General features: G+C 41.4%; 19 protein-coding genes. 10 read left to right on the top strand and 9 right to left on the bottom strand.

Annotated features, from left to right (window positions below):
• Positions 1-3 precede the first annotated feature (3 nt).
• From DK188_RS03680 to DK188_RS03670, 3 genes are read left to right on the top strand one after another with little or no spacing between them, the layout of a single operon-like run.
• Positions 4-2,034, top strand: coding sequence for a M3 family metallopeptidase (locus DK188_RS03680; protein WP_111669456.1), 2,031 nt, complete (start codon positions 4-6; stop codon positions 2,032-2,034).
• 55 nt (positions 2,035-2,089) lie between these two features.
• Positions 2,090-3,184, top strand: coding sequence for an AI-2E family transporter (locus DK188_RS03675; RefSeq protein WP_111669455.1), 1,095 nt, complete (start codon positions 2,090-2,092; stop codon positions 3,182-3,184).
• Positions 3,168-4,100, top strand: a complete 933-nt coding sequence (locus DK188_RS03670; protein ID WP_111669812.1) for a tetratricopeptide repeat protein — start codon at positions 3,168-3,170, stop codon at positions 4,098-4,100. The genes DK188_RS03675 and DK188_RS03670 overlap by 17 nt, the downstream gene beginning before the upstream one ends.
• On the opposite strand, the gene DK188_RS03665 is transcribed toward DK188_RS03670, so the two are convergent.
• The 5 genes from DK188_RS03665 to DK188_RS03645 all read right to left on the bottom strand — a co-directional run bounded on the left by DK188_RS03665 (position 4,088) and on the right by DK188_RS03645 (position 12,180).
• Positions 4,088-7,021, bottom strand: a complete 2,934-nt coding sequence (locus tag DK188_RS03665) for a PAS domain-containing hybrid sensor histidine kinase/response regulator (RefSeq protein WP_111669454.1) — start codon at positions 7,019-7,021, stop codon at positions 4,088-4,090. The two genes, DK188_RS03670 and DK188_RS03665, sit on opposite strands and share 13 nt — an antisense overlap.
• Positions 7,022-7,142: 121 nt before the next feature.
• Positions 7,143-7,823 (bottom strand): DUF2490 domain-containing protein, encoded by a 681-nt coding sequence (locus DK188_RS03660; RefSeq protein WP_111669453.1) that lies wholly within the window; start codon positions 7,821-7,823, stop codon positions 7,143-7,145.
• On the bottom strand, positions 7,823-8,410 hold the full coding sequence (locus tag DK188_RS03655) for a PepSY-like domain-containing protein (protein ID WP_111669452.1): 588 nt from the start codon (positions 8,408-8,410) through the stop codon (positions 7,823-7,825). The genes DK188_RS03660 and DK188_RS03655 overlap by 1 nt, the downstream gene beginning before the upstream one ends.
• A 46-nt stretch (positions 8,411-8,456) precedes the next feature.
• Positions 8,457-10,724 carry an aconitate hydratase gene (locus tag DK188_RS03650; RefSeq protein WP_111669451.1) on the bottom strand — a complete coding sequence of 756 codons (2,268 nt, stop codon included), beginning with the start codon at positions 10,722-10,724 and terminating at the stop codon, positions 8,457-8,459.
• A 136-nt stretch (positions 10,725-10,860) separates the two neighbouring features.
• The gene (locus tag DK188_RS03645; protein WP_111669450.1) at positions 10,861-12,180 is read right to left on the bottom strand and encodes a TIGR00366 family protein; all 1,320 of its coding nucleotides are present in this window, start codon (positions 12,178-12,180) and stop codon (positions 10,861-10,863) included.
• Positions 12,181-12,245: 65 nt separating this feature from the next.
• On the opposite strand from DK188_RS03645, the gene DK188_RS03640 reads away from it, so the two are divergent.
• Positions 12,246-14,018 carry a sensor histidine kinase gene (locus tag DK188_RS03640; protein ID WP_111669449.1) on the top strand — a complete coding sequence of 591 codons (1,773 nt, stop codon included), beginning with the start codon at positions 12,246-12,248 and terminating at the stop codon, positions 14,016-14,018.
• Here the strand turns inward: DK188_RS03640 and DK188_RS03635 are convergent.
• Entirely contained in the window at positions 14,015-14,905 is an 891-nt protein-coding gene (locus DK188_RS03635) for an acyl-CoA reductase (protein WP_317046861.1), read from the bottom strand. The genes DK188_RS03640 and DK188_RS03635 overlap by 4 nt on opposite strands.
• Positions 14,906-15,165: 260 nt before the next feature.
• On the opposite strand from DK188_RS03635, the gene DK188_RS03630 reads away from it, so the two are divergent.
• The 5 genes from DK188_RS03630 (at position 15,166) to cas6 (ending at position 19,296) form a co-directional block, all read left to right on the top strand.
• Entirely contained in the window at positions 15,166-15,513 is a 348-nt protein-coding gene (locus DK188_RS03630) for a 4Fe-4S binding protein (protein WP_111669447.1), read from the top strand.
• Positions 15,514-15,693: 180 nt separating this feature from the next.
• On the top strand, positions 15,694-16,023 hold the full coding sequence (locus tag DK188_RS03625; protein ID WP_111669446.1) for a DUF3276 family protein: 330 nt from the start codon (positions 15,694-15,696) through the stop codon (positions 16,021-16,023).
• An 83-nt stretch (positions 16,024-16,106) separates the two neighbouring features.
• Positions 16,107-17,201: an AI-2E family transporter gene (locus tag DK188_RS03620; RefSeq protein WP_111669445.1), complete on the top strand. Its 1,095-nt coding sequence runs from the start codon at positions 16,107-16,109 to the stop codon at positions 17,199-17,201.
• Entirely contained in the window at positions 17,201-18,298 is a 1,098-nt protein-coding gene (gene ychF, locus DK188_RS03615) for a redox-regulated ATPase YchF (RefSeq protein WP_111669444.1), read from the top strand. Before DK188_RS03620 ends, ychF begins: the two co-directional genes overlap by 1 nt.
• Before the next feature lie 98 nt (positions 18,299-18,396).
• Positions 18,397-19,296 (top strand): CRISPR-associated endoribonuclease Cas6, encoded by a 900-nt coding sequence (cas6, locus tag DK188_RS03610; RefSeq protein ID WP_111669443.1) that lies wholly within the window; start codon positions 18,397-18,399, stop codon positions 19,294-19,296.
• Positions 19,297-19,329: 33 nt separating this feature from the next.
• On the opposite strand, the gene DK188_RS03605 is transcribed toward cas6, so the two are convergent.
• Positions 19,330-20,604, bottom strand: coding sequence for a type IX secretion system plug protein (locus DK188_RS03605; RefSeq protein ID WP_111669442.1), 1,275 nt, complete (start codon positions 20,602-20,604; stop codon positions 19,330-19,332).
• Positions 20,605-20,643: 39 nt separating this feature from the next.
• Complete coding sequence (locus DK188_RS03600) at positions 20,644-22,572, bottom strand: ABC-F family ATP-binding cassette domain-containing protein (RefSeq protein WP_111669441.1); 1,929 nt, start codon at positions 22,570-22,572, stop codon at positions 20,644-20,646.
• An 88-nt stretch (positions 22,573-22,660) separates the two neighbouring features.
• Here DK188_RS03600 and DK188_RS03595 point away from each other — a divergent pair, with 88 nt between their 5' ends.
• A complete protein-coding gene (locus DK188_RS03595; RefSeq protein ID WP_111669440.1) occupies positions 22,661-23,848 on the top strand; it encodes a PQQ-dependent sugar dehydrogenase in 1,188 nt (395 codons plus the stop codon).
• Between the two features lie 345 nt (positions 23,849-24,193).
• On the opposite strand, the gene DK188_RS03590 is transcribed toward DK188_RS03595, so the two are convergent.
• Entirely contained in the window at positions 24,194-25,513 is a 1,320-nt protein-coding gene (locus tag DK188_RS03590) for an ABC1 kinase family protein (RefSeq protein ID WP_111669439.1), read from the bottom strand.
• Between the last annotated feature and the right edge of the window lies 1 nt (position 25,514).

Here is a 25,514-nt window from a genome sequence, read left to right as displayed (position 1 = left end):
ACCATGACAAACCCACTTTTGGCTGATTTTACCAGCCCTTTTGAAACTGCACCATTTCATCTAATCACCAATGACCATTTCCTCCCTGCTGTCAAAGAAGCCATTTCTTTGGCAAAAGGAGATATTGAAAAAATCAAATCCGAAGCACTGCCCACTTTCGAAATTACTATCGAAGCGCTGGATCGTGCCGGAAAAAAACTCAATTCTATTTCAGCGATTTTTTTCAATCTCAATTCCGCTGAGACAAATGATGAAATTCAGAAACTAGCACGCGAAATCTCCCCATTGCTGACAGCATATTCCAATGATATTTTGCTTGATCCAGTACTTTTCCAGCGAGTCGCGCAGGTATTTTCGGAGAAAGAAAACCTACATCTCAGTCCTGAGCAAGCTACCCTTCTGGAAAAGACCTATAAATCATTTGTCAGAAATGGGGCAAACCTCAACGGGGAAGAAGCTTCCAAACTCCGTGAAATAGACCAAGAATTAGCACAACTCAGCCTAAAATTTGGTGAAAACGTGTTGGCAGAAACAAACAAATACGTCTATTTTATCGAAAATGAAGAAGATTTGGAGGGGATTCCTGAGGGGATTAAAGAAGCAGCTTCACAGATCGCCACCGAAAAAGGCCAGCCTGGCAAATGGGCATTCACGCTGGACTACCCCAGCTATGTTCCGGCGCTTACCTACGCCAAAAACCGTGAGCTCCGCAAGACCCTCTTCATGGCATACAATACAAAATCTGCCAAAGGTGATGCACTTGACAATCAGACAACAATAAAGCAAATACTGAATCTTCGACATCAGCGAGCCAACCTACTGGGTTATGCATCCCATGCAGATTTTGTCTTGGAAGAGCGGATGGCTAAAAGTCCAAAGGCGGTACTCGACTTTCTGGAATCACTCCTAGAAAAAGCAAAGCCCAAAGCTGAAAAAGAAGTCCAGGAAGTCGCCGATTTCGCAAAGAAACTTGACGGATTGGGTGATTTGAACCGTTGGGATTTTGGGTATTATTCCGAACTCCTCAAAAAAGAAAAATATGCGCTGGATGATGAGTTGCTCCGCCCCTATTTCAAGTTGGAAAATGCGATCGAAGGGGTATTTCTTACGGCAGGGAAACTATTTGGACTCACTTTTCATCCCAATCCGGAAATCCCTGTCTATCATCCAGAAGTCACAGCTTACGAAGTCAAAGACAGAAAAGGAAATCATCTGGCGGTGTTCTATGCAGATTTTTTCCCAAGAGCAGGCAAAAGAAATGGCGCATGGATGACATCCTATCGCGGTCAAAAAACTATTGAGGGACATGATCTTCGTCCCCACATTTCCATTGTGTGCAACTTCACCAAACCGACCAAATCCAGACCCAGCTTGCTCACATTTAATGAAGTCACCACACTCTTTCATGAGTTTGGCCATGCACTTCATGGAATGCTGGCAAGAGGGACTTATGAATCACTTACTGGAACAAGTGTTTTTTGGGATTTTGTTGAGCTTCCCTCCCAGATTTTTGAAAACTGGTGCTATGAAAAAGAGTGTCTTGATCTCTTTGCCAAGCACTACGAAACAGGGGAAAAAATTCCTGAAGAACTAATTGAGAAAATTAAAAACGCGGCTAATTATCAGCAGGGATACCTGACGATGAGACAGATCAGCTTCGGATTACTGGATATGGCCTATCATAGTCAGGATCCTAGTTCAATTGAAAGCATTGGAGATTTTGAAGAGCAGGTAATGCGAAAAACCGATCTGCTGCCCAAAGTTCCCGGCACTATGGCTAGCACAAGCTTTTCTCATATCTTCCAAGGAGGGTATTCCTCAGGCTATTACAGCTACAAGTGGGCAGAGGTTTTGGATGCTGACGCCTTTGAAATGTTTTTGGAAAATGGAGTTTTCGACACCCAAACTGCGCTCTCTTTTGAGAAAAATATACTTTCAGCTGGAGGCACAGAACACCCTTCTCTATTGTATAAAAGATTCAGAGGTAGAGATCCAAAGCCTGAATCACTCCTGAAACGATCTGGACTCATTTAGACCCAATTGTAAAATCGACAGAATTCTCCTATCTTTTTTGATCAACCACTGACTTATGAAACTTCAAGGAATCCAAATGCAGGCCTATCTCAAGGCCCTTACTGTAATGACCTTCATTATTGTTTTGGTGTTTTTTTTAATTGTGGGGAGAAGTTTATTGATCCCTCTTTTCATGGGAGGTTTTTTTGCGATTCTATTTACTCCCCTGAGTATGTTTTTGGAGAAATACAAAGTCCCTCGTACGCTGTCTAGCATCATTTCGCTGCTAGTGATGACGGCTCTGGTGGCAGGTTTAATCAGTTTTATTATTGGAAATGTGGTGAGTTTTACCAGAGATTTCAACAATGTTTCCGATAGACTAATATCGGTGGCAAAGGAAGTAGACACCTGGACTTATGAAAATTTTGGGATCAACGAAAACCTAGAAGAAAAAGCGGAATCAAAGTACTTGATAAATCTGCTTGATGAAAACAGCTCAAGTATTTCATCTTTCGCACTGAATGCGATCGGATCACTTTCGGGCTTGATTTTGATCCCAGTATTTATGTTTTTCTTCCTATTATATCGTGACCATCTCACCAAACTGATGGTCATGATTTATCATGACAAAGACCCGACTCTGGTCAAGTTGAGAATTTCAAACCTTAGAAAAGTGATTCAAAATTACATCGCAGGCGTGGGTAAGGTGATGATTATTTTGGCCATTTTGAACATAACTGGGTATTCTATTTTGGGAATTAAGCATGCGATATTCTTTGGAATTATCGGTGCGATTTTGAATATCATCCCTTATGTTGGTCCTTTCTTTGGTGTACTTCTTCCAGTAGTTTATTCTTTCCTCACGATGGACAGCTTATTTTATCCGATTGCTGTATTTGGAATCTATCAAGTGATCCAAATTTTGGAGGGCAACTTTCTCACCCCGAAGATTGTTGGAGGAAATGTAAACCTCAATGCATTTATAACCTTCTTAGGCTTATTGATCGGAGGATCTATCTGGGGCGTGGCAGGAATGGTTTTGGTTATTCCTACCATGGCAATTCTCAGAGAGATTTTTGACCTAAGCGAGAGCACCAAACCTTTTGCAATGCTTTTGGGTGAAGAAAAAAATGATGACAAGTACCTGGCAGAAAATGAAACTATTGAATAGGTTAATATTCGGTTTAGTATTCACCCTATCCATCGGATGTGATTCCGATGAAACAAAAAAAGGCCGATTTCTCCTAAAAGGAAATGAAAAGCTGGCCGAAAATGATCCAAAGTCTGCCATTTCATTTTATAATGAAGCCTTAAATTTGGACTCTGCCTACGCAGATGCTTACTTCAATAAAGCTATGGCACATCGCCAACTTAATGAATTGGCGGAGACCATCACTGATTTAAATCTTGCCATTACTTACAAGCCAGATTACTACGAGGCGATCTTTCAGCGCGGAATGGCTTATTTGGACAATGGAGAATTTTATAAAGCCCGAGAAGATGCTGATCGTCTATTAAAACTTGATCCTGAAAACTGGAAGTCATATTTCATTGCAGGATTGAGTCAGGAGAAACTGAAAAATTACCCTGCGGCTTTGGAAGGCTTCGAGAAAGCAGCTACCCTTCAACCCGAAAATTCTGATCTGTTGGTCAATCAGGCCACAATTCTATTCTACCAAAAGAACTATCAATCAGCAAAAGAACTTTTAGTCAAAGCTGAAGAGCTAAATCCAACGGAGCCTAATCTGCACAACCTGCGATCTATGATTCTATTTGAGGAAGGCCAAGTGAATGAAGCATTGACCTCGGTCGAAAAAGCGATCACCCTCGACAATAGACAGGCTTATTTCTACAATAATAAAGGTCTGTATCTTTTGTTTTTGGATCGGCCTGAAGAAGCACTCGAACTCATCAACCAAAGTATCCAAATGGACGCAAAAAATCCATTTGCATTTCGAAACAAGGGAATTTACTATGTCATGAAAGGGGACAAAACGTCTGCCTTGCAGTATCTCTCCGAATTGGCAGCAGATTATCCAGAAATGGAGTTGGTACAGGAGTATTACTCCAAAGCTCAGGATTTATAGCTTTTCTCGACTATTACCTCCTTGATTTTTTTCAAAAGTTCAGCTGCATCGATAGGTTTGGCGACAAATCCCTCAAATCCACAGGCATCTATTTGTTCCATGATTTCCAGTTTGGCGGCAGCAGTCAAAGCGATAACTGGAATCTCGGAAAACTTTTTGATTTCATTGGTTGCTTCAAATCCATCCATGACCGGCATCTGAATATCCATCAGGATACAATCAAAGTCGCGGTTTTTTACGGCCTCTACGGCTTCTTTTCCGTTGTGAGCGCGATCAAAAGTGAACCCCCATTTTTTGATAATCTTTCCCAGAACTAAGGCATTGACTTCGTTATCTTCTGCCATCAAGAGGTGAAGATTTGTAAATGAAAGGCTTTGGTTCTCTTTGATTGGAATTGATCCAATGGCTTCTTCGGCTTTTTCGAATTCCAACTCAAAAAAGAATCTACTTCCGGAGCCAACCTTAGAGTCCAGACCGATCTTCCCCCCCATTAGGTTCAATAATTTTCGGGTAATCGACAAACCTAGGCCAGTTCCTCCATATTTTGAATTAAAAGTTGGCTTGACTTGATCAAAATCATTGAAGATTTTTTCCTGATGCTCCGGCGCAATACCTATCCCAGTATCCTTCACCTCAAAATAGACTTTCACTCGGTTTCTGACTTGACCTAGCAGTTCTATTTTCACATCGACATCACCTTCGTTGGTAAATTTGAGTGCATTGGTGATCAGATTGTTCATGACCTGTGATAGCCTGGTCTTATCTCCTTTCACAGCGATATCGAGCCCTTCAGAAAGATGAAGCTGCAGGTTATTTTTGCTATCCTTGGCATGGAATGAAAGTCCTTTGATAACTTGATTCAGGATGTCTTTCAAGTTAAATGGCACTTGCTCGATAGTGAGTTTTCCTGCTTCAATTTTCTGAAAATCAAGAAGATCATTAATCATAATGATCAAATTATCCACTGCAAAATTGATTGTATTCAGGGCAGATTTCTGGGTCAATGTAGGTTCGTCATGGAACAGAGAATATACCGAACCTGAGATGGCATTAAGCGGTGTCCTCAGTTCATGGCTGATCATGGAGAGGAAATCCGATTTAATCTGATTGGCTTTTTCAGCAGCCAATCTTGCCTCATCGAGTTTGGATTCGAACTCTTTCTGCTTTGAAATATCAGTTAAATAACCATACCAGACCATATCCCCATTTTCCAGAGCTTGTGGCCTTGCAGCTCCCAATACCCAGCGATATTCAGCAGAGTTTGCGGCTGATTTGACTCTAAACTGGCACTGCCAAGGTTCCAATTTACGAGCCGAAGCTACCGAAGTCATGATCACCTGTGGCAAATCTTGAGGGTGCACTTTGGAAATTGCAGAAGAGATGTCCGAGAACTCCTGAATCTCTTGGGAGGAAATTCCCAAAACGGTGTTGATTCCTTTTGAAAGGAAAGAGAAATTCATTTCTCCTTCTGAATTTAATACCATTTGGTACAGACCTCCGGGAACCTGGTCTGTTAAATTCATCAGGAAGTCGCTGCTTGCTTCGACTTTCTTTTCAAGATTGATTTTTTCAGAAATGTTATTGAAAGAAAGTGTGATGTAATCTTCTTGATCAAATTGCATCCTGCTTGAAGCCAATTCCAGAGTCAATTGCTTTCCTTTTTCATTGATAAGCAAGGTAGAAAACCTAGAAATGGTCCTATCCCCAGAAGGAAAACTAACCCACTCCGTCCAATTATATGCCTCCTCAAAAAAGACACTCAAATCCTTTAAATGGGAAATTTTTGTTTTTCCTTCGTAACCAAAAAGCTTGATTACCTCCTGATTGGCCAAGACCACCTCTCCATTTGGCCGAACTAGCATCATGGCTTCTGGGCATTGCATCCAGGCTTTTTGGTAAAAATCCAACTCATGCTGAATCTTTTTGCTCCGGCTTTCGTCCCAAAAAATCCCCCAGACTAGAGATCGGTTTTGGTTTGGAAAAAATGATTTGAATCCGACTTTTTTATCCTCTGAAATCAAAAATTCAGCTAAAGCCTTCTCGCCTTCTGGATCTGTAGATTCAATCGAAGTTTTGATTTGATTCAATAGCTTTTCCTGAATTGATTTCATGTCGAAACCAATTCCCAGAAGTTCTTGAATTATTTTCTCTGCTGATGCATCTAAAACTAAATTTCCAGATTCCAGATTTGCTTTCCACTTCCCTATGGTCGCATTCTCCGGGGCCTTTTCTATAAGACTCTCCAGTTTCCGTTCACTTTCGACCTGAGCATATCGATGCGAAACATCGCGAGCAATCAAAAAAAAGGTCTCCGGGTTAAACTGTACAGAACATTCCAGATGCCGGTAAATGCCGTCTTTGCCCAAAAATCTAAACTCACAAAAAGTGACTTCAGGATCCTTTTGACTGGCCTTCCAGATTTTCTGGATTTTGGCTAGATCAGCTTCATGAATGAAAGGACATAAATTGGTATTCAATAATTCCTCCACATCATAGCCCAGCACAGAAGTCACGGAAGGGTTGAGGTAGGTCAAATGATCATATTTGCCTATGGCAATCAGATCAAGTCGAGAAGTGAAAAATTGATACGCTTCTTTTTTACCAGGAAGTCCATGCGTTTTGATTTCTTTCCCTTTGTAGAAAAGAAAGTAATTGGCTCCATTATCCTCGGGAAGTTCAAGCTTGAATGAATAATCCTTTTTTCCGTGGGTCAGGATCAATTCCTCTTTAAACAAATAGGCATTGATATCCAGACCTAATCCAGCTAAAGTTCTGTCTTTAAGAGATTCACCAATTTCAAGTTCAAAAGATTCATTGCCATAAAATATGGCATAGGGATAGGAATCGTCAGCAAGGAAGACCATTTCTGAGGACTCATAGATGATCTTTTTAAACGTACTGTTTATTCCTTTATCCTGCATTGAAAATTTATTGCTGTTTTTGGGTGATTCAAAAGAGTTTCTACTCTTTCAAATTTTCGTAAACATACAGCAATTTGTATTTCATAGCAAATTTTTCACTTTTCAAATACTTAAATTTGCTTTAAAAATTGTAGTAATAGCTAATTTTTGCCCAAAGTCGAGTTCTAAATCCTTCCTGCACAAACCCATCCGTTCGGTAGTCTACTGCCCACTCCAATTTTTGCTGCTTATTGATCAATTTTCCAAGGGAAAGGACGAGCCGATTCTCAATTTCAAATTCTCCAGCCTGACTACTGAATATCGGCTCATCAGAGATTACAACATACAATTCTCCCGGATCTACCTCTGCTCCTTCCAGGGGAATCTCCAGTGAAAACCGATACCTAAACCGGAACTCTAGAGCTTCATTCCTGGTGAAAGTTTGGTCTGTTCTAAACCTGTGATTGATTCTGAGATTTCGCATTCGCTGCAAGACGGCAAGCTGCTGAATGATGCGATTGGCATCTTCATCCTCCTGAAACCTGTGAAAAACACCCAATGCAACACTCATCCCAGGTCGAACATTCCTGTCAAAAAACAGCATTAAATCAGTCCGGTAATGGGTAAATTGAAGATTTTCACCTTCTCTATTGTCAAAAATCACTTCCTGATTTTCAACTTTAAAATTAATCTTGTGGAGTGTATTGATCCTTTTTGTGAGGGATAGTTCCGGAAAAATACCTGTAAAAAAAACTGGCTTTTCCTGTGCTTTCAATTCCCCCAGACCACCAAGAAACACGAAGGCAAAAAGAAATTTCTTCATCAAAAAATAAGGTTATCATTGGCTCGAATTTGAACTTTCAATCTTGACAATAAGATTCCTTGAGCATCAAATAACCCTTCCCAAAGTTCCCAAATATCATTTTTACCCTGAAATACCAGTTCGTACCGAATGACAATCCCCTCTCTTTCATCTTCATCAAAATAATCTTCCAGAGCTGAGGCCGATCCTGATAATTGGCGCTGGATCTTCTCCACCTTCACCTGCTCATAGGTTGAATCAAAATACGACTGAATTGCACTCCAAACCTCAGGAGAAACTTCTGCCTGCTCTAGTTCGATTTCGACATCTTGGATATTCCCCAAGGAATCAAATTCCACACTATAATAATGGTCTTGAAACTGAAATTTCGCTTCATAGGACCTTCCAAGTTGAGAGATTTCTAGATACCATTTCGGCTTCTTTAGATTTTCAAAAGCATCCTCTAACCATTCTTTAGCTGGTGCTGGAACCTGGCTGGCCTTAATTCCAGATTCTTTCTCAATTTTTTCCTGGGCCAGCGAGGCATAAAAAATCCCAATACTAAAGAATAGAATTGGGATGATTTTTTTGATTGGGTAATGTACCATAGGTCAAAAATAACAAAGCCGCGGCGATATGGCCGCGGCTTTAAACTTATTTGCCAATAGCGGCTTTAATCAGGTTCAGTGCAGATCCAGCTTTGAACCACTCGATCTGACCTTCATTGTAAGTATGATTGACAGTGATCGTGTCGCTAGTTCCGTCTTTATGATTCAGCACAACTTGCAGTGCTTTGCCAGGAGCAAATGAGTTCAGGCTCAGGATATCAATTGAGTCGTCCTCCTGAATCAAATCATAATCCGCTGTATCCGCAAAAGTCAGGGCTAACATTCCTTGTTTTTTCAAGTTGGTCTCATGGATTCTGGCGAAGGATTTTACCAAAATCGCTCTCACTCCTAAGAATCTCGGCTCCATCGCTGCGTGCTCTCGTGACGATCCCTCTCCATAGTTTTCATCCCCAACCACAATCGAACCGATTCCTTCAGCTTTGTAGTGACGCTGGGTAGCAGGCACTTCGCCATAAGCACCGGTAAGTTGGTTTTTCACGCTGTTGGTCGAATCATTGAAATAGTTGACCGCTCCGATCAGCATGTTGTTGGAGATATTATCCAAGTGACCTCTGAATTTCAGCCATGGACCAGCCATCGAAATATGATCGGTTGTGCATTTTCCTTTTGCTTTGATCAAAAGCTTCAAACCTTTAAGGTCTGTCCCTTCCCATGGGGTGAATGAATCCAATAATTGCAAGCGATCAGATTTTGGATCGACTATTACACTGACTTTGGACCCATCTTCCGCAGGAGCCTGATATCCTGCATCTTCTACAGCAAAACCTTTTGTTGGAAGTTCTAATCCAGTCGGCTCATCTAGTTTCACAGCATTACCATCGGAATTAACCAAGGAATCAGTCAGTGGATTGAATGTCAAATCTCCGGCTATAGCCAAAGCAGTCACAATTTCAGGTGATGCGACGAAGGCATGCGTATTCGGATTTCCGTCAGCTCGCTTCGCAAAGTTTCTGTTGAAAGACGTGATGATGGAGTTTTTCTCCTGCTTTTCGGCACCATGTCGAGCCCATTGACCGATACATGGCCCACAAGCATTTGCAAGGACTACCCCTCCCATTTTACCAAACGTGTCCAAGAACCCGTCGCGCTCCACGGTAAAGCGAACCTGCTCAGAACCCGGAGTGATGGTGTATTCAGATTTTGCTGTCAATTTTTTATCAACGGCCTGTTGAGCCAGTGATGCTGCCCGAGAAATATCTTCGTAAGAAGAGTTGGTACAAGAACCGATCAATCCTACATCCAATTTAGCAGGCCATCCATTTTCTTTAACAGCAGCAGCAAATTTAGAAATCGGCCAAGCCAAATCAGGGGTGAAAGGACCATTGACATGCGGTTCCAATTCAGAAAGGTTAATTTCTATCACCTGATCAAAATAAGCCTCAGGGTTTGCATAGACCTCTTCGTCCCCAGTCAAATGCTCTGCGATAGAATCTGCAAGAGCGGCTACGTCAGCACGGCCAGTACCTTTGAAATAAGCGGCAGATTTTTGATCATAACCAAAAATAGAAGTCGTAGCACCGATTTCTGCACCCATGTTACAGATTGTGCCTTTACCAGTAGCAGATAATGAACGGGCACCTTCACCGAAATATTCTACAATCGCACCTGTTCCACCTTTTACAGTTAAAATCCCAGCTACTTTCAAAATCACGTCTTTAGCTGATGTCCAGCCAGACATTTTGCCGGTAAGTTTTACTCCGATAAGTTTTGGGAATTTAAGCTCCCAAGCTAAACCAGCCATCACATCGCAGGCATCTGCTCCTCCCACTCCGATCGCTACCATCCCAAGGCCACCTGCATTTGGGGTATGTGAATCTGTACCGATCATCATTCCACCCGGAAATGCATAGTTTTCCAAAACTACCTGGTGGATAATCCCTGCTCCTGGTTTCCAGAATCCAATACCATATTTATTGGACACTGAGGCCAAAAAATCATAAACTTCTCTGTTTTTGTCCTTGGCTTTTGTCAGATCTTGATCTGCCCCTACTTCAGCTTGGATAAGGTGATCACAATGAACTGTAGATGGAACTGCCACCTGATCTCTTCCCGCCTGCATGAATTGAAGCAATGCCATCTGTGCAGTCGCATCCTGCATGGCAACACGGTCTGGTTGGAAGTCTACATAAGACGCTCCTCTTTTATATGCTTGGCTAGCAGGACCTTCGCTTAAGTGTGCGTAAAGAATTTTTTCTGTCAAAGTCAATGGTTTCCCCACAGCTTTTCGTGCTGCTGCGATTCGCTCCGGAAACCGGGCATACACCGCTTTGATCATATCGATATCAAAAGCCATTATTTTGGATATTTAAGTGGATAAAAGGTTCGATTTTTCAAGTGCGAATATAAGGAATTGCCCTCAGAAAAGGTAATGAAGTCCAAACAGGTTAAGCGTGTTGCTGAGAGTTTTTCAATCATTTTTCACTGAAAAATCAAAAAAAGAAAACAATAGACAGACACAACCAAATCAACCCCGCCAAGAAAAACACAAGCGTATAAGGAAATATTTTCCTCACCGAAACACCTGTAATAGCCAAAAGCGGCAAAGCCCAGAAAGGTTGTAAAAGATTGCTGATCTGGTCTCCATACGCAAATACCATGATCATTTTTTCCAACTCCAAGCCAAAAACACTCGCTGTTTCGAGAATGAGAGGGCCCTGGATGGCCCACTGCCCCCCTCCGGATGGTACAAATAAATTAACCAAGGCAGCACTTAGAAACGATAAAATGGGGAACCATTCTAGACTACTAAACTCCACGACAAAATTGGACGCAGTCACCAAAATCCCAGAGTCGGTAATGAGACCGAGTATCCCGGCATAGAAAGGAAATTGAATAAAAATATCAGCTGAACTTTTCAATCCTTTGGACACCGCAAGCGAAAAATTGCCCGAACTGCGGTAGACAAATAGGGTCAGGGAAAAAAGGAGAAAATTCACCCAGTTGAGCGTGATAAATCCTAGTCCTTTCTCATTAGTGAGACTTAATCCTGCCAGCAATACTACTATCATGAACAAACCTGCGAATCGAGCGAGGGAATTTTCATTGCCAGATGGTATGGGATCGATAGGAATTGAATCGGTTGAATCATGATTTTTGCTGCTTTTGAAAGCCAAAAACCAAGCTGTTGCCAAGAAAACACAGCATAAGCCTCCCGTAGTGATCAGATTGAAATTAGAAAACAGGGTGAGCTCTGCTGGAACTACACCGACTATTTCCTCTAGAAAATTCCCACTTTCCGCCATACTCAAGGGAGCAGACCCCGAAAGTCCTCCGTGCCAAACTCCCATGCCCAAATAGCCGGAAGCAGCCAAGAGAGCTGGATTTGATCTTATATTTTTGGCCACTAACCCCTCATGCATAAATCTGGCAAGCACAGCACCTACGATCAATCCAAAACCCCAATTAAGCAGTCCTGAACACATGGTGATGCCTGCAGTAAGCAAAACCGATTTCAGCAACGAGTCTGGCCAGTTTGAGACCCAGCGCAAGAGCCGATTGATTGGCTTGAAAATGGCCAGTGAATACCCAAAAACTAAAATCATCATCATCTGAAGGGTAAATCCAAGAAGCCCAAAAAAACCATTTTGCCAAAAGCTCAGCATTTGGTGTAGACTCTCTGACCATGGCAAACCCTCTCCTATGCCTTTGGAAAAGACTAGGAAAAAGGAAAAAATGGTAAGCACGATCACCAGTCCAAAAGGTGAGAGTACAGATTCGAACAGGTTTTTTCTTAGGGTTTTTCCTAACACTTTTTTAGTTTAATTTAATATTTTACTTTAGCGGTGAATAACACCCAAATTCAACCCTACAGTACGTGGAGTTAGTCCTTAATCCATACGCTTTAACTTTAATTTTATCAAGTCTTGTTGTCGCCGGGCTATCTCTATATATCGGCCTCAAATTAGAAGATTCTGTGAAATGGATAGCCTACACAATGCTTTCCTTTTCAATTTGGGGTTTTTTCTATGGAATCGAACTCACTTCCCAGACTATCGAACACATGCTTATTTGGAGCAAATTTGAATACCTCGGGTTGGTATTGGCTCCGTCATGTTGGGTAGTATTTTCTCTGAAATATACAGATTACGACACCAGGAATAAGCCTTGGATCTATCCAGCTGTTTTTTTCTTGCCTTTGCTTACTTATGTGATTGTCCTGACCAATGGATGGCATCAGCTCCACTATAAAAGCAACTGGTTGATTACAGATGGACCTTTTCCTTTGTTGGGAATAGAAAAAGGAGTCTGGTATCCGGTGCAGGTTACCTATTCCTACTTTTACTATTTTCTGGGAACTGCCATCCTTTGGAAGCGATTTCGCTTTGCCAATATCCATTTCAAACTTCAAACAAGACTTCTTATCATTGGGGGATTTTTTCCCCTGATAATCAATATTTTATATCAGGTATCTTGGATCAAACCTTTCGATGGACTTGATCTCACACCCTATGCATTTTTATTTACTTATTTTTTCATCGCTGTATCCATTGTTCGATTTAACTTACTCAATCTCAAACCTGTAGCCAAAGAAAAAATCTTCGAGTTAATGAACCGGGGAGTTTTGATTTTTGACCATAGAGAAAAATTGGTAGACTTTAATTCCAAATCAAAATCCTTTAGTTCAAATCCCAGCAAAATACAAATCGGCCAATCAGCCTCAGTGGTATTTGAAGAGAATCCTGAGATCCTTCAACTAATCCGCCAGAAAACAAACCAACAACTGGAAAGTCAATTAATAAAAGGGAACAATGAGTTGGTTTATCAGGTAGAAGTCATCCCCATCACTGATGATAAAACCCTTGTCATGGGTATTTTATTACTCTTTGATGATATAACTCTGGAAAACAAAACCAATGAACAACTTCGAAATCAAGCTTCAGAACTACGGCAGCTCAATGATTTGAAAGATAAATTCTTTAGTATCATTTCTCATGATCTCAAAGGGCCCGTTTTTGGTGTCAAAGAACTCATTCATTTGACCCAAAAAGGATTAGTGACCGAAGAGGAATTTTTAGAAATGTTGCCAGAAATCTCCAAAAACATGGAGAATGTGGCTTTACTCTTAGAAAATCTGCTTGCCTGGACAAGTTCACAACTCAGAGGCGAACACATTCAGACTCAACAAATTGACCTTAACCGATTGATTTTGGGTCAAAAAAACCTTTTGAGCAGAATTGCCATTGAAAAATCAATTGAAATTGAAGTCAAAAACAGTGAGGAGACGTGGGTTTTGGCAGATAAAAACATGCTGGAATTGATCATAAGAAACTTGATGTCCAATGCGATTAAATTTTCAAATACTGGCTCCAAAATCATTGTCTCTTGCTCTACCGCGGTCAACGAAATAAAAATCTGTGTAGAAGATTTTGGAGTGGGAATTTCTGAGGAAAACCTTCAGAAATTGAATGAAGGGATTTCCTTTACGACGCGAGGCCAATCCAAAGAAACCGGAACAGGTCTTGGCTTACTTCTGGTGCGTGAATACATTTCCAAAAATGGAGGTGCCTTATCAGTCGAATCGAAACTAAATCAGGGAAGTAAATTCTGCATTACTTTGCCCAAAAGTAATAATCCGGAAAAGGCTTAATCTACTAATCCCAGTAAGAACTGCATCGTGTCCACCTTGTCCGCATAATCCCAAGGTTGAGGAAATTGGGCTTCTCCGAATTTTGTAGCTCCAGGTATCTCTTTTGGATCTCCCACTATACATTGGATTTTTGATTCTTGAGAGTCCAAAAGGGCGAGTAAATCATCCCTATTGTCATAGGTTTCGTAGAAAAGTACACCAATGGGAGATACGAGTTCCTTACTTTCTCTTAAAATCAAAAAGCCATTATCCAGGTGAGGCTCACTGTTAACAAGATAGATTGACTTGATGTACTCGTAATTATTTAAGTATTTGTGATTTAAGGCTACATGGTTAAACTTCTCTATGATATCCAAAAAATGCTGAAGATGCTGTTCATTTTTGACGAAAATTTTTGACACGTTTCTACATCCTAGACCAAAATAGAGAAAAATATCCTTCCCTAACTCATTCAAATCTGCTTCATTCTCCTCCCCTGTCAAAACAGCCACCGAGGTTCTGTTTGAACGAATGATGCTCGGATACTTTCCAAAATAATAGTTAAAATATCTCGCCGAATTGTCGCTGCCTGTGGCAATGTATGCATCCATCCCTTTTAGCATCTCTGCAGTTTGAATGTACTCCTCAAATCTTGGTTCTATCTCAATGAGTTTGCGAATCAGCCAAGACGAAAAATAGGAATCAGCGGAACTCAGTTTAGCCACTGCCAAGTGGCCAGAAATCAACACACACATCAAATCATGAAATCCGACCCCAGGAATATTGCCCGCCATGAGGATACCTATTTTTTTGGGTATCCCGATTTCAGGAATGTGATAGCCAGAAATCCACTTTTTCAGCTTTCCTTCTTCCAATAAACAAGATAAACCCTGCAAGGCAGCTTCCATGGAATTTTCAGTAAACCAGCTATTTTGATTATTTGCTCGTCGAAAAAGATCCATTCTCTCCTCTTCCTCCAAAGAAGACAAATGCATTCCAAGCGCACTAAAAGCTCCTATTCTATCCGATAAAGGTAATCTCTCATTCATCTGACAAAGGTACCAAAACCTTCAAAGCTTGGAATAAATTTAAATTAATTAGTATGACAACTTTTTTATTGCCTTGGAGCTGTTGAGATTGTACTTTTGAGAACTTAATTGATTGAACCATGGCAATAATGATTACAGACGAATGCATCAATTGTGGTGCATGCGAACCTGAATGTCCGAATACAGCAATTTATGAAGGCGGCGTTGAATGGACTTGGGGCGGAGGTACTTCGCTGAAACAAGTCACTTTGGAAGATGGTACTGTCGTAGATGGTACTGCTAAGCAAGAGCCAGTCTCAGATGAGTTTTATTACATTGTGACGGCAAAATGCACCGAATGTAACGGCTTCCATGAGGAACCGCAATGTGCTGCAGTATGCCCAGTGGATTGCTGCGTGGATGATCCTGATCATCGCGAAACTGAAGAAGAATTACTAGCCAAAAAGGCATTTATGCATGGAGAATAAGAGTGGTTTCGTACCACTCTTTTTTTTCATCAATTCGTAATTCATTTCGTTTTTTTTTCACTTGATACACTAAATAGAATTTTTCATTAAAAAAAATCAAGAGTCATTTTTGAATTCTACAGGGGTTTTGATTTACTTTATCTCATTATTTAGTACAACCCAACCCTAAAAGAAAGCACTGTGGAAGATCATCGAGGATACGACAGAGAGGAAATTTTCTCCAAAAAAGTTAAAGCTGGTAAAAGAACTTATTTTTTCGATATTAAGTCAACACGGGCTAATGACTATTACATCACGATCACTGAAAGTAAGCGCAGAATGAACGGAGATGGCTTTTCTTATGAAAAGCATAAAATTTTCCTTTATAAGGAAGATTTCTTCAAGTTTGTCAATGCACTCAATGAAACAGTGGACCACTTGAAAGACGAGCTGATGCCTGAGGTAGATTTTACCCAGTTTGAACAAGAAGATTCAGAAAGTGAGATCAATGATGAGTTGAAATGGGAATAAGGCAGTCCATGGTCTTGTTTTGCAAAACAAATCTTGATTAAAGTATATTTGAGGAGGCTAGCGCCTCCTTTTCTTTTGAAGTTATGCAGCGATTTTTCATTTATTTGATTTTGTTCATTGCAGCATTCTTGTTGTTTGGCTGGTATTTTTCCAATGTCACCCTGTACTTGATTATCTCCCTGATTTTGGCCGCCTTACTTCGGCCATTGACGAATCGGATCAATGACTTTCATCTAGTCAGACAGCACATTCCCAGATGGCTGGCGATTCTGATATCCTATTCAGCGATTATACTTTTGATCTTCCTTTTGAGTCTGATGTTTCTTCCTCTGATCAATAACCAATTGATCATCCTATCGGAGATGGATCTGGAAGGAATTTACCTTCAGGTCCAGGAACCAATAGGACAAATGGAACGCGTCCTGCTTCGCTACCAATTACTTGAAAACAAACCAGGATCACTTTTTGAAGAACTCAAAACGACCCTGATCCAATTCATTAAGACCTTTGATTTCGGAGGATTCATCAGCGGTTTGATCAATGTTACGAGCAGTTTATTGATCGGGATCATGGCTGTGGGCTTTATTACTTTTTTTCTGTTATTGGAAAATGGACTTTTGCGCAGGAACCTTCTAAACCTGATTCCGAATGCCTACTTTGAATTATCCGTGGCTACGTTTACCAAAGTGGAAAAACTCCTGTCAAATTACCTCTTTGGTCTATTGATTCAGATGTTATTCATATTCTCATTGGCTAGCCTAGGGTTGACACTTGCAGGTGTAGAGTATGCGCTTACGATTGCATTATTTGCTGCAGTTGCCAATCTAATTCCCTACGCGGGACCGATTTTGGGCTCTGTTTTCGGGATTATAGTCGGCATATCCACGGGTACATTTAGTAGTGACGCAGAATATACCTACTTCCTTTTCAAGATTTTGTCTGTATTTGCATTTGTCCAACTGACTGACAATGTGGTCCTACAGCCGATGATTTTCTCCAAAACTGTAAAGGCACATCCGCTTGAGATATTTGTTATTATCTTTGTCGGGGCAAAAATCGCAGGAATCCTTGGGATGATCTTTGCAATCCCGGTTTATACCATTTTCAGGGTCTCTGTATTGGAGTTCTTCAGAGGGTACAAATCCTATCGAATATTTAAAATTAAATCAACGAATTAATGGCATTACAATGTGGCATTGTTGGACTTCCAAATGTTGGAAAATCCACCTTGTTTAACGCGCTATCTAGCGCCAAAGCAGAAGCAGCAAACTTTCCTTTCTGTACTATAGAGCCTAATGTAGGCGTCGTATCTGTACCTGATAAGCGACTTCAAATCCTAGAGGATCTGGTCAATCCACAACGCGTAGTCCCTACAATCATTGAATTTGTTGACATTGCAGGACTGGTCAAAGGTGCTTCCAAAGGTGAAGGGCTGGGCAATAAGTTCCTGGCAAATATTCGGGAGGTGGATGCGATCATTCATGTGATCCGTTGTTTTGAAGATGAAAACATCGTCCATGTCGCCGGCGGTGTTGATCCTATTTTTGACAAGGAAGTGATCGATACAGAACTCCAGTTAAAAGATCTTGAATCTGTAGAAAAGAAAATCCAAAAGGTAGAAAAAATCGCCAAAGCGGGAGATGCAAAAGCAAGAGTTGAACTTGAAATCCTAAACAGATTCAAGGATGGCCTCACATCCGGACTCAATGCCCGTGCAGTAGAAGCCGATAAAGAGGAACTCGAAGCGGTGAGAGATCTTCATCTACTCACCATCAAACCTGTTCTCTATGTGGCCAATGTGGATGAAAGCAGCATTCTGACTGGAAATAAATTTGTAGAAATTCTCAAAGACAAGGTAAAAGAGGAAAATGCTGAGGTAATACTACTTTGTGCAGCCATCGAATCCCAAATTGCAGAATTTGAAGATTTGGAAGAGAAAGCCATGTTTCTTTCCGAATATGGACTGGAAGAAAGTGGCCTAAATAAATTAATATCAGGGGCTTACTCGCTGTTAGATCTCATTACTTATTTCACCGCAGGTGTTCAGGAAGTACGAGCTTGGACAATTAAAAAAGGTTGGAAAGCACCTCAGGCGGCTGGCGTGATCCATACAGATTTTGAGCGTGGATTTATTAAGGCGGAAGTAATCAAACTCGCTGATTACCAACAATTCAAAAATGAGGCTGGCTGCCGCGAAAATGGCAAAATCTCAATTGAAGGAAAAGAATACGTGGTAAAAGACGGTGATATTATGCATTTTAGGTTCAACGTTTGACTTTTTTTGAATTTTATTTGTACTTTTGTCACCTGCTTATACACCCAAACACGTAAGTATTTTAATTCATATTTGTCTCATTTTATTTTTAAATCATCGTGAGAGTTAGACTAATATTTTCACTAAAAAACAAAGGCTCCTATTTGCCTTTTCATCATCAGTACATCCTGGCACAATTCCTAAAGGGGTTGATTGTGAAAGGAGGAAGAGAGGAATTCTTCAACTATAACTTCTTCAACTTTTCTGGCTTGAAAGGCCAGACCAAAGTAAGTAGAAGTGGGTTGCACTATTACTCCAGTCTGGTTACGCTCGTCCTTTCTTCACAAAGCGAGGACTTTATGGACTATTTGCTTGAGCAGGTTTTTGCTACGCCAAAAATCGAACTGGGCAATCTGATCTTATCGCCGGAATACACCGAATTGGAAACAGAGCCGACGCTCGAAACCAATAACAAATTCGTCTGTATTTCTCCGCTTGTATTGATCACTCCGGCTTTCAATGAGGAAGCTGGTAAGCGATTTATCAATCCGGACAGCGATGAGTTTTCGGATCTCCTCTACGAATCTACTTTGACTAGGATGGAAAAATCCGGCTGGTACACTCCAGAGCAGATGGAATCTTTCTTCAAATTTCAAGTGGTTCCTGACATGGTTTATGTCAACAAATTGAAGGAACAGCAAAAGAAGTTTGCAAGAATCTATGCCGTCTATGACATGGATGTGAAGTACGAAGTGAGAGGATATACCCTGCCGTTCACGTTGTATGCTGCTCCTGAGGTTCAGGATTTCGTGTTCAAATGTGGACTGGGTGCATTTACCCACAAAGGCTTTGGAATGTTGGATCTAGCCAACCATCCTGCAGGCACCAATAGGACGACAAGCTACAAATTCAAACGTGAGGGATTTGTTCCTTACAAGCCAACCGATAGAGTAAGGCAAAATGTCGCCCCTACTTCTGAAGACGCTGAATCTGATACTGATATCTCTGAAGAACTATAAAAACAAAATCCTCTCCTTACAGAGAGGATTTTTTTATATCCTTCTCCTGTTAGGTTGTAAGTATACATAGCCGACAAGTTGATCATATCTTGATCCCAAAGCTCTGTAATAGACCAAAACCTCATATTCGTTTTCGGTCTCAAAATGGCTTCCCTCGATCGGATCAGAATCATAGCCATCAGGACCTGAGAATGCAAACTGATAATCATACCAACCCTGCTTTAGCAGAATAGAAGTGCTATAGATACCTGACTTGGGATCATAGGACAATTTGGCTTCAGGACTCTTACCCCAGTTGGTCAAGGAACCGAGCATCACTACCTCCCGACCTGGATCTGCCTGAAAATTGAAGGTGGTATAAATATATTCACTCTCTACCTCAGGGTCTCCTCCCGGTCGATCATTGGTAAAGATGATATACTGCCCATTCAAATCGAGATATTGTGAATAAGCTCCTCCTGGTCTTGCTTTATCAAGTAGGGTATTCGCAAAAATCACTGATTCCTCTACTTTCACATCAGCAATATTCACTCCTGTGGCACGGATAAACCGAAGGTCTACAAATCGGAATTCATTGCCTGCCATGAACGTGCTCGATCCATCAAATGGCTCATATCGGATGGTCTTGGCACTTTGATTTAGAAAAGTGGGCTTGCTGAGAAATTTGGCATTATCCCAACGCTGGTTTTGGCGAATAATCACCTTAACCTGAGTGGTGGGGTCCACCAAATCCACCTTGGAGTAATTGACTGCCACGTTTATTTGCTGTAGAGCCCTCCTGTCTTCAGTCTGCGTGGGAGGAACTATAGATGCTCCTATTGCAAAAAGCTCCTCATAAACCATAAACCTACGGGTAAGAATGACCTCGTTTTCGTTACGGTTTTTATAGACTTTCAGAACATAATTTCCGGATTTTGTGACTCTCGGAACGGTGAAAGCATAGTGAACGTAAGGGATCCGGGTATTGACTGAATAGCTGTAATCCTGAATATTATACTCATTGAAATTGACAGAAAAGTCATTGTTGCGAAGTGAGGACTGCTTCCAATCCGCATCGCAATGGATTAATTTTGCCGAATACTGTTCAGGATCATAGGAGATGTCATCAAATAATAAAACCAATGGTCTGGAGTCCGATAGCGATATGACCGGTGCATCTAGCTGACTATCTTGCTGTATTCCCTGCGGAAACAACCTAACCGAATGAACATGCTCCGAATACACTTTATCCTCTAAAACTTGAGAAAAAGAGCTCTCGGTCACAATTAAGAAAATCGATAGAAAACCTAGAAGGAATTTGCTTGACATAGCTTGAAAATAAAGAATTTAGCCCAAAAGCAAAGGCTATTATCCTGCCAATTCCTGCAATGAAGAAATCTGATCAACCAGATTTTCCCATTTTGCATTCAATTCATAAAGACTACTTTGAATACTCTGGTAACTATCCTGAAGTTTCTGTGCTTTTACCTCATCTACATAAATTTCAGGATCAGCCATTTTTTCCTCAGTTTCAGATTTCAGGAGTTCCAGAGACTCAATTTCTTTTTCGATTTTTGAGAGCTGTTCCTCTAGTTTTTTTATATCCTTCTTCGCTTGCACTGCCTCAGGGCTTGATTTTGGAGCGATTGGCTGAGGTTTCTTTTCGATTTTTTCAGTAGGATTCGGTACCGTTTTTACTTCCAACTGTTGACTTTTCCAAAACTCATACTCGTCATACGTTCCCGGATATTCTTTGATCTCTTTATCCTCGATGTACCAGATCTTATTGGCCACCCCTTTGATAAAATGTCGATCGTGGGAAACGGTAATGAATGTGCCTTCATATTGCTGAAGTGCCTGAATGAGAATATTGACCGACTGGAAATCCAGGTGGTTGGTCGGTTCATCTAGCAGAAGAAAATTCGCCTCTGAAATCAAAGTTTTCGCCAGAGCCACACGAGATTTCTCGCCTCCAGAAAGTACTTTGATTTTCTTGTACACTTCTTCATTAGAAAAAAGGAAACAACCCAAAACCCCACGCAATTCCATTTCGGTTTTTTTACTTCCGGCTTGGGCCATTTCTTGGATGATTTCATTATCCAAGGTCAGGGCTTCCAGCTGGTGCTGCGCAAAAAAGGCTTTGATCACATTATGTCCTTCGCTTCGATCCCCTTCTATCTTCTCCGTGCCATCAATGACCCTAAGAAGGGTGGATTTTCCCTTTCCATTTGCTCCGATCAGGGCTATTTTGTCTCCCCTTTCGATTCGGGCAGTTGTATTTTTCAAAATAACCAAGTCCCCATATGCTTTGGACACATGATCCAAAACCACCACATCCCTACCTGACTTCTGAGAAAACTTGAATTTGAAATTCACGAAAGCTTCGTCATTTACCACCTCGCTTACACGATCCAGACGGTCCAAAGCTTTGATGCGGGATTGGACTTGATTTGACTTAGTCGCTTTGGCACGGAAGCGCTCAATGAAGCGCTCCGTCTGCTTGATCATTTGCTGCTGATTCTCATAGGCATTGTTCTGCAGTTCCATTCGAATCTTCTTTTCCTCCTTATAAAACGAGTAATTCCCCGGATACAAGGTCAAGGACTGATTGGCAACCTCCACCGTGGAACTGATGCAATTATCCAGAAATGTCTGATCGTGGGAAACCACAATCACTGCCCCTTCATAGTTTTTCAGGTAATTTTCAACCCATTGAATGGAAGGTAAGTCCAGGTGGTTGGTTGGTTCATCGAGCATCAGAAGTGATGGCTTTTCCAAGAGAAGTTTGGCCAGCATCACGCGCATTCTCCAGCCTCCCGAAAAAGTCCGCAAAGGCTTGTCCAGATCCGAAGTTTGAAACCCAATACCTTCCAAGACTTCCTCAGCTTTTGCTTTGATCGTGTAGCCTTCATTCGATTCAAATCGATCCTGAAGAAAGGCCAGCCGATTGATGATTTCCTCCGAATAGTCAGTTTCCATTTTTTTCAAAATGGCATCAATCTCATCCTGAAGCTGTAGCGTTTCTTTGAATGCAGCCAAAGCCACATTGAGGATACTTTCATCTGACTGAAATGAGAGCAAATCCTGATTCAAAAAACCGATTGTACAGTCCTTTGCCTTTTGTACTTCTCCTGTGGTAGGCTGGTAATCTCCAATGATGATTTTAAGCAAAGTCGACTTACCGGTCCCATTTTGACCAACGAGTCCGATTTTGTCTTTTGGCTTGATGTGAAGATTGGCGTTTTCGTAGAGCGGTCGCCCGCCGATGAAATAGGATAGGTTACTGATTGAAAGCATGGCGCAAAAATAACCATTAACCCGTTTATACACCTTCACTGGGAAAACATTCTCAGATTGTTTAGCTTAATTTTCCAAATCACAACTTATGAAAAACTCCAAAAACCTAGTTTTCGGCCTTTTTATTGGCTTGGTATCCATTCAAGCCAGCTGTCAAGGTAAAAATCCGAAATCTCAGATTATTGACGGAAACAATAAGCAGGCCATCAACAATGCAAAAGCAGATGTCCAACTCGACCGAATTAAGCTTCCGCAAGGCTTCAAAATAGAAGTTTGGGCAGCGGATGTTCCCAATGCCCGATCGATGGCGATTTCAGACAATGGGATTGTATTTGTGGGTAACCGCCAAGAAAAAAACGTCTATGCGCTCGTGGATGAAAATGGAGATGGAAAAGCGGAGACAAAATACATCCTTGCCGAAGGACTAAAAATGCCAAACGGCGTGGCTTACAAGGATGGGGATCTCTATGTCGCAGAGGTGAGCCGTATTCTCCGGTTCAGGGACATCCAGAATACCTTGGGAAACCCGAAGTATGAAGTAGTGTATGATCAATACCCCACAGAAACCCACCATGGTTGGAAATTTATTGCATTTGGTCCGGATGGAAAGCTGTATGTGCCAGTCGGCGCGCCATGCAATATCTGTGAATCGGAAGAGGAAATTTTTGCAAGCATCACCCGCTTGGATGTAAACAAAGCCGGCTCCAAACCAGAAATCGTAGCTCATGGCGTTCGAAATACTGTGGGATTTGATTGGCATCCAAAGACCAAGGAAATGTGGTTTACTGACAATGGGCGCGACATGCTAGGGGATGACACACCGGACTGCGAACTCAATCGAGTCACCAAAGATGGCCAACATTTTGGTTATCCCTACTGGCATGCAGGTACAGTAAAGGACCCGGAGTTTGGATCAAAAGGCAAAGAAGCTTCAGCATATGTTGCACCTGCTGCGAAACTGGGCGCACATGTGGCGCCACTCGGTATGCGCTTTTACGAAGGTGAAATGTTTCCCGAATCCTATCACAATCAAGCGATCATCGCAAAACATGGCAGCTGGAATAGAAGTAAAAAATCAGGCTATGAGGTGGTGATGGCTAAGATTGATGATTCAGGAAAAGTAACAAGTCAGGAAGTCTTCGCCAAAGGCTGGCTAGACGAAGCCTCTCAGGAAGTCTGGGGAAGACCTGTCGATGTGCAGGAACTGCCGGATGGAAGTTTGCTGATTTCAGATGACATGGCAAACTGTATTTATCGGGTCGCATATTCAAAATAAATAGAAAAAGGAGGTCAAAATCTCCTTGTTTGAACCATTCAGAGTATTTAGGACATTTAGTTTTCTCATCCTGAACCGATGATGGGATATTCTTAATTTCTAAATTTCCTTAATGGTTAAAAATCAATTTAGATTAATACCGCTAAATTATAAGTAGCAAAACTTCTAATTGTGTGACAAAAAAAGAGGTTGTCTCAAAAGGCCTGATTGTGTCAGCCTGAGCACCTGACCAACGTGAGTTGGGCAGTACGAAGGCCATTTGCATTGAATACAGCCGCATTTCGACTACGCTCAATGTGACAAACAGCAGTTATGAGACAACCTCTTGTATTTCTAAAGCTTTTCTTATTTCAGCCAATCCGGCTTAGTGGTTATCACCTCAGCCTGAAGCTGATTCAGTAAATTATATAATCCAAAATAAGTTCTGTTGATGTATAAACCATGTCTGGAACCTCTTGCTTGTCTGGACTTTCGGAACATTTTGTCATTAGAGATCCGATCACCTAACTGGAAGATTTGTTCGAAGAAACTGTCATCCGCAAAGTCAAACTTTTCGACATGAAATGGCTTTCCCAAAAGTGAAATCATTTCCCTGAAAACACCCTTAAAATAGGCCTGCTCGGTCTCATTATCTTTGTCTGAAATGAATTCCAGATCGAAGAAAATTTGATCCAATTCCTCTTGATTGATCAACAATTCCTTTTTGATCAAGGCAAAATAACCTTGATAGAAATCCTCAGGGATAACCTTGACACAGCCAAAATCAATAATTCCCAACTGATCGCCTTCCTGAATAATGAAATTACCTGGGTGCGGATCCGCATGGACCTGCTTCAGGTTATGAACTTGGTGGTGATAAAAATCCCACAAAGCTTGACCGATCTGATTTTTGGATTCTTGAGAAGGATTGGTATCCATCCATTCCTTGATATGCTTACCGGCAATCCAATCCATTGTTATGATTCGATCCGAACTCAAGTCATCATAGTAGGTTGGGAATTTCAAGTTTGGAATATGTCCACAGGCCTGAGAAATCTCTCGGGATCGCTCTACCTCCAAAACATAGTCCGTCTCTTCTACCAGCCGCTCTTCTACTTCTTCCATATAGTGGTCCAACTCTTTCTCATTCATATTGAGCAAGCGAAGGGCAAAAGGTCTGACTAATTTCAAATCAGAACTCACAGAATCAGCCACACCCGGATATTGGATCTTTACTGCTAACTTTTTCCCGTTTTGAGTGGCTTGATGCACTTGACCAATCGAAGCTGCATTTACAGCTGATCTAGTAAATGTGTCAAACATCTGCTCAGGAGTTTTGCCAAAATACTTCTGGAATGTCTTTACCACTAAAGGATAGGACAAAGGAGGAGCAGAATATTGAGCCATAGTAAACTTATCCTGGTAGGCTCTTGGCAGCAAGTTTTTGTCCATTGACATCATTTGGGCCACTTTCAGCGCAGAGCCTTTCAGTTCACTCAACGATTTATAGATGTCGGTTGCATTATTCAGGTGAAGCTCTTCCTTATCCATCGATGGATTGACCATCTTTTTGGCATAATGCTTCACATAGTTTCCCCCGACTTTAGCTCCTGTAGAGATAAATTTAGCCGCACGCTGCACTTTGGAAACCGGGATAGTTTCCTGTTCTGATACTTTAATGGCCATG

This window comes from Algoriphagus litoralis, assembly GCF_003259255.1.
GTDB lineage: Bacteria > Bacteroidota > Bacteroidia > Cytophagales > Cyclobacteriaceae > Algoriphagus > Algoriphagus litoralis.
Note: the sequence above shows the minus strand (reverse complement) of the source record. Positions and strands in the feature narration are given on the sequence as shown.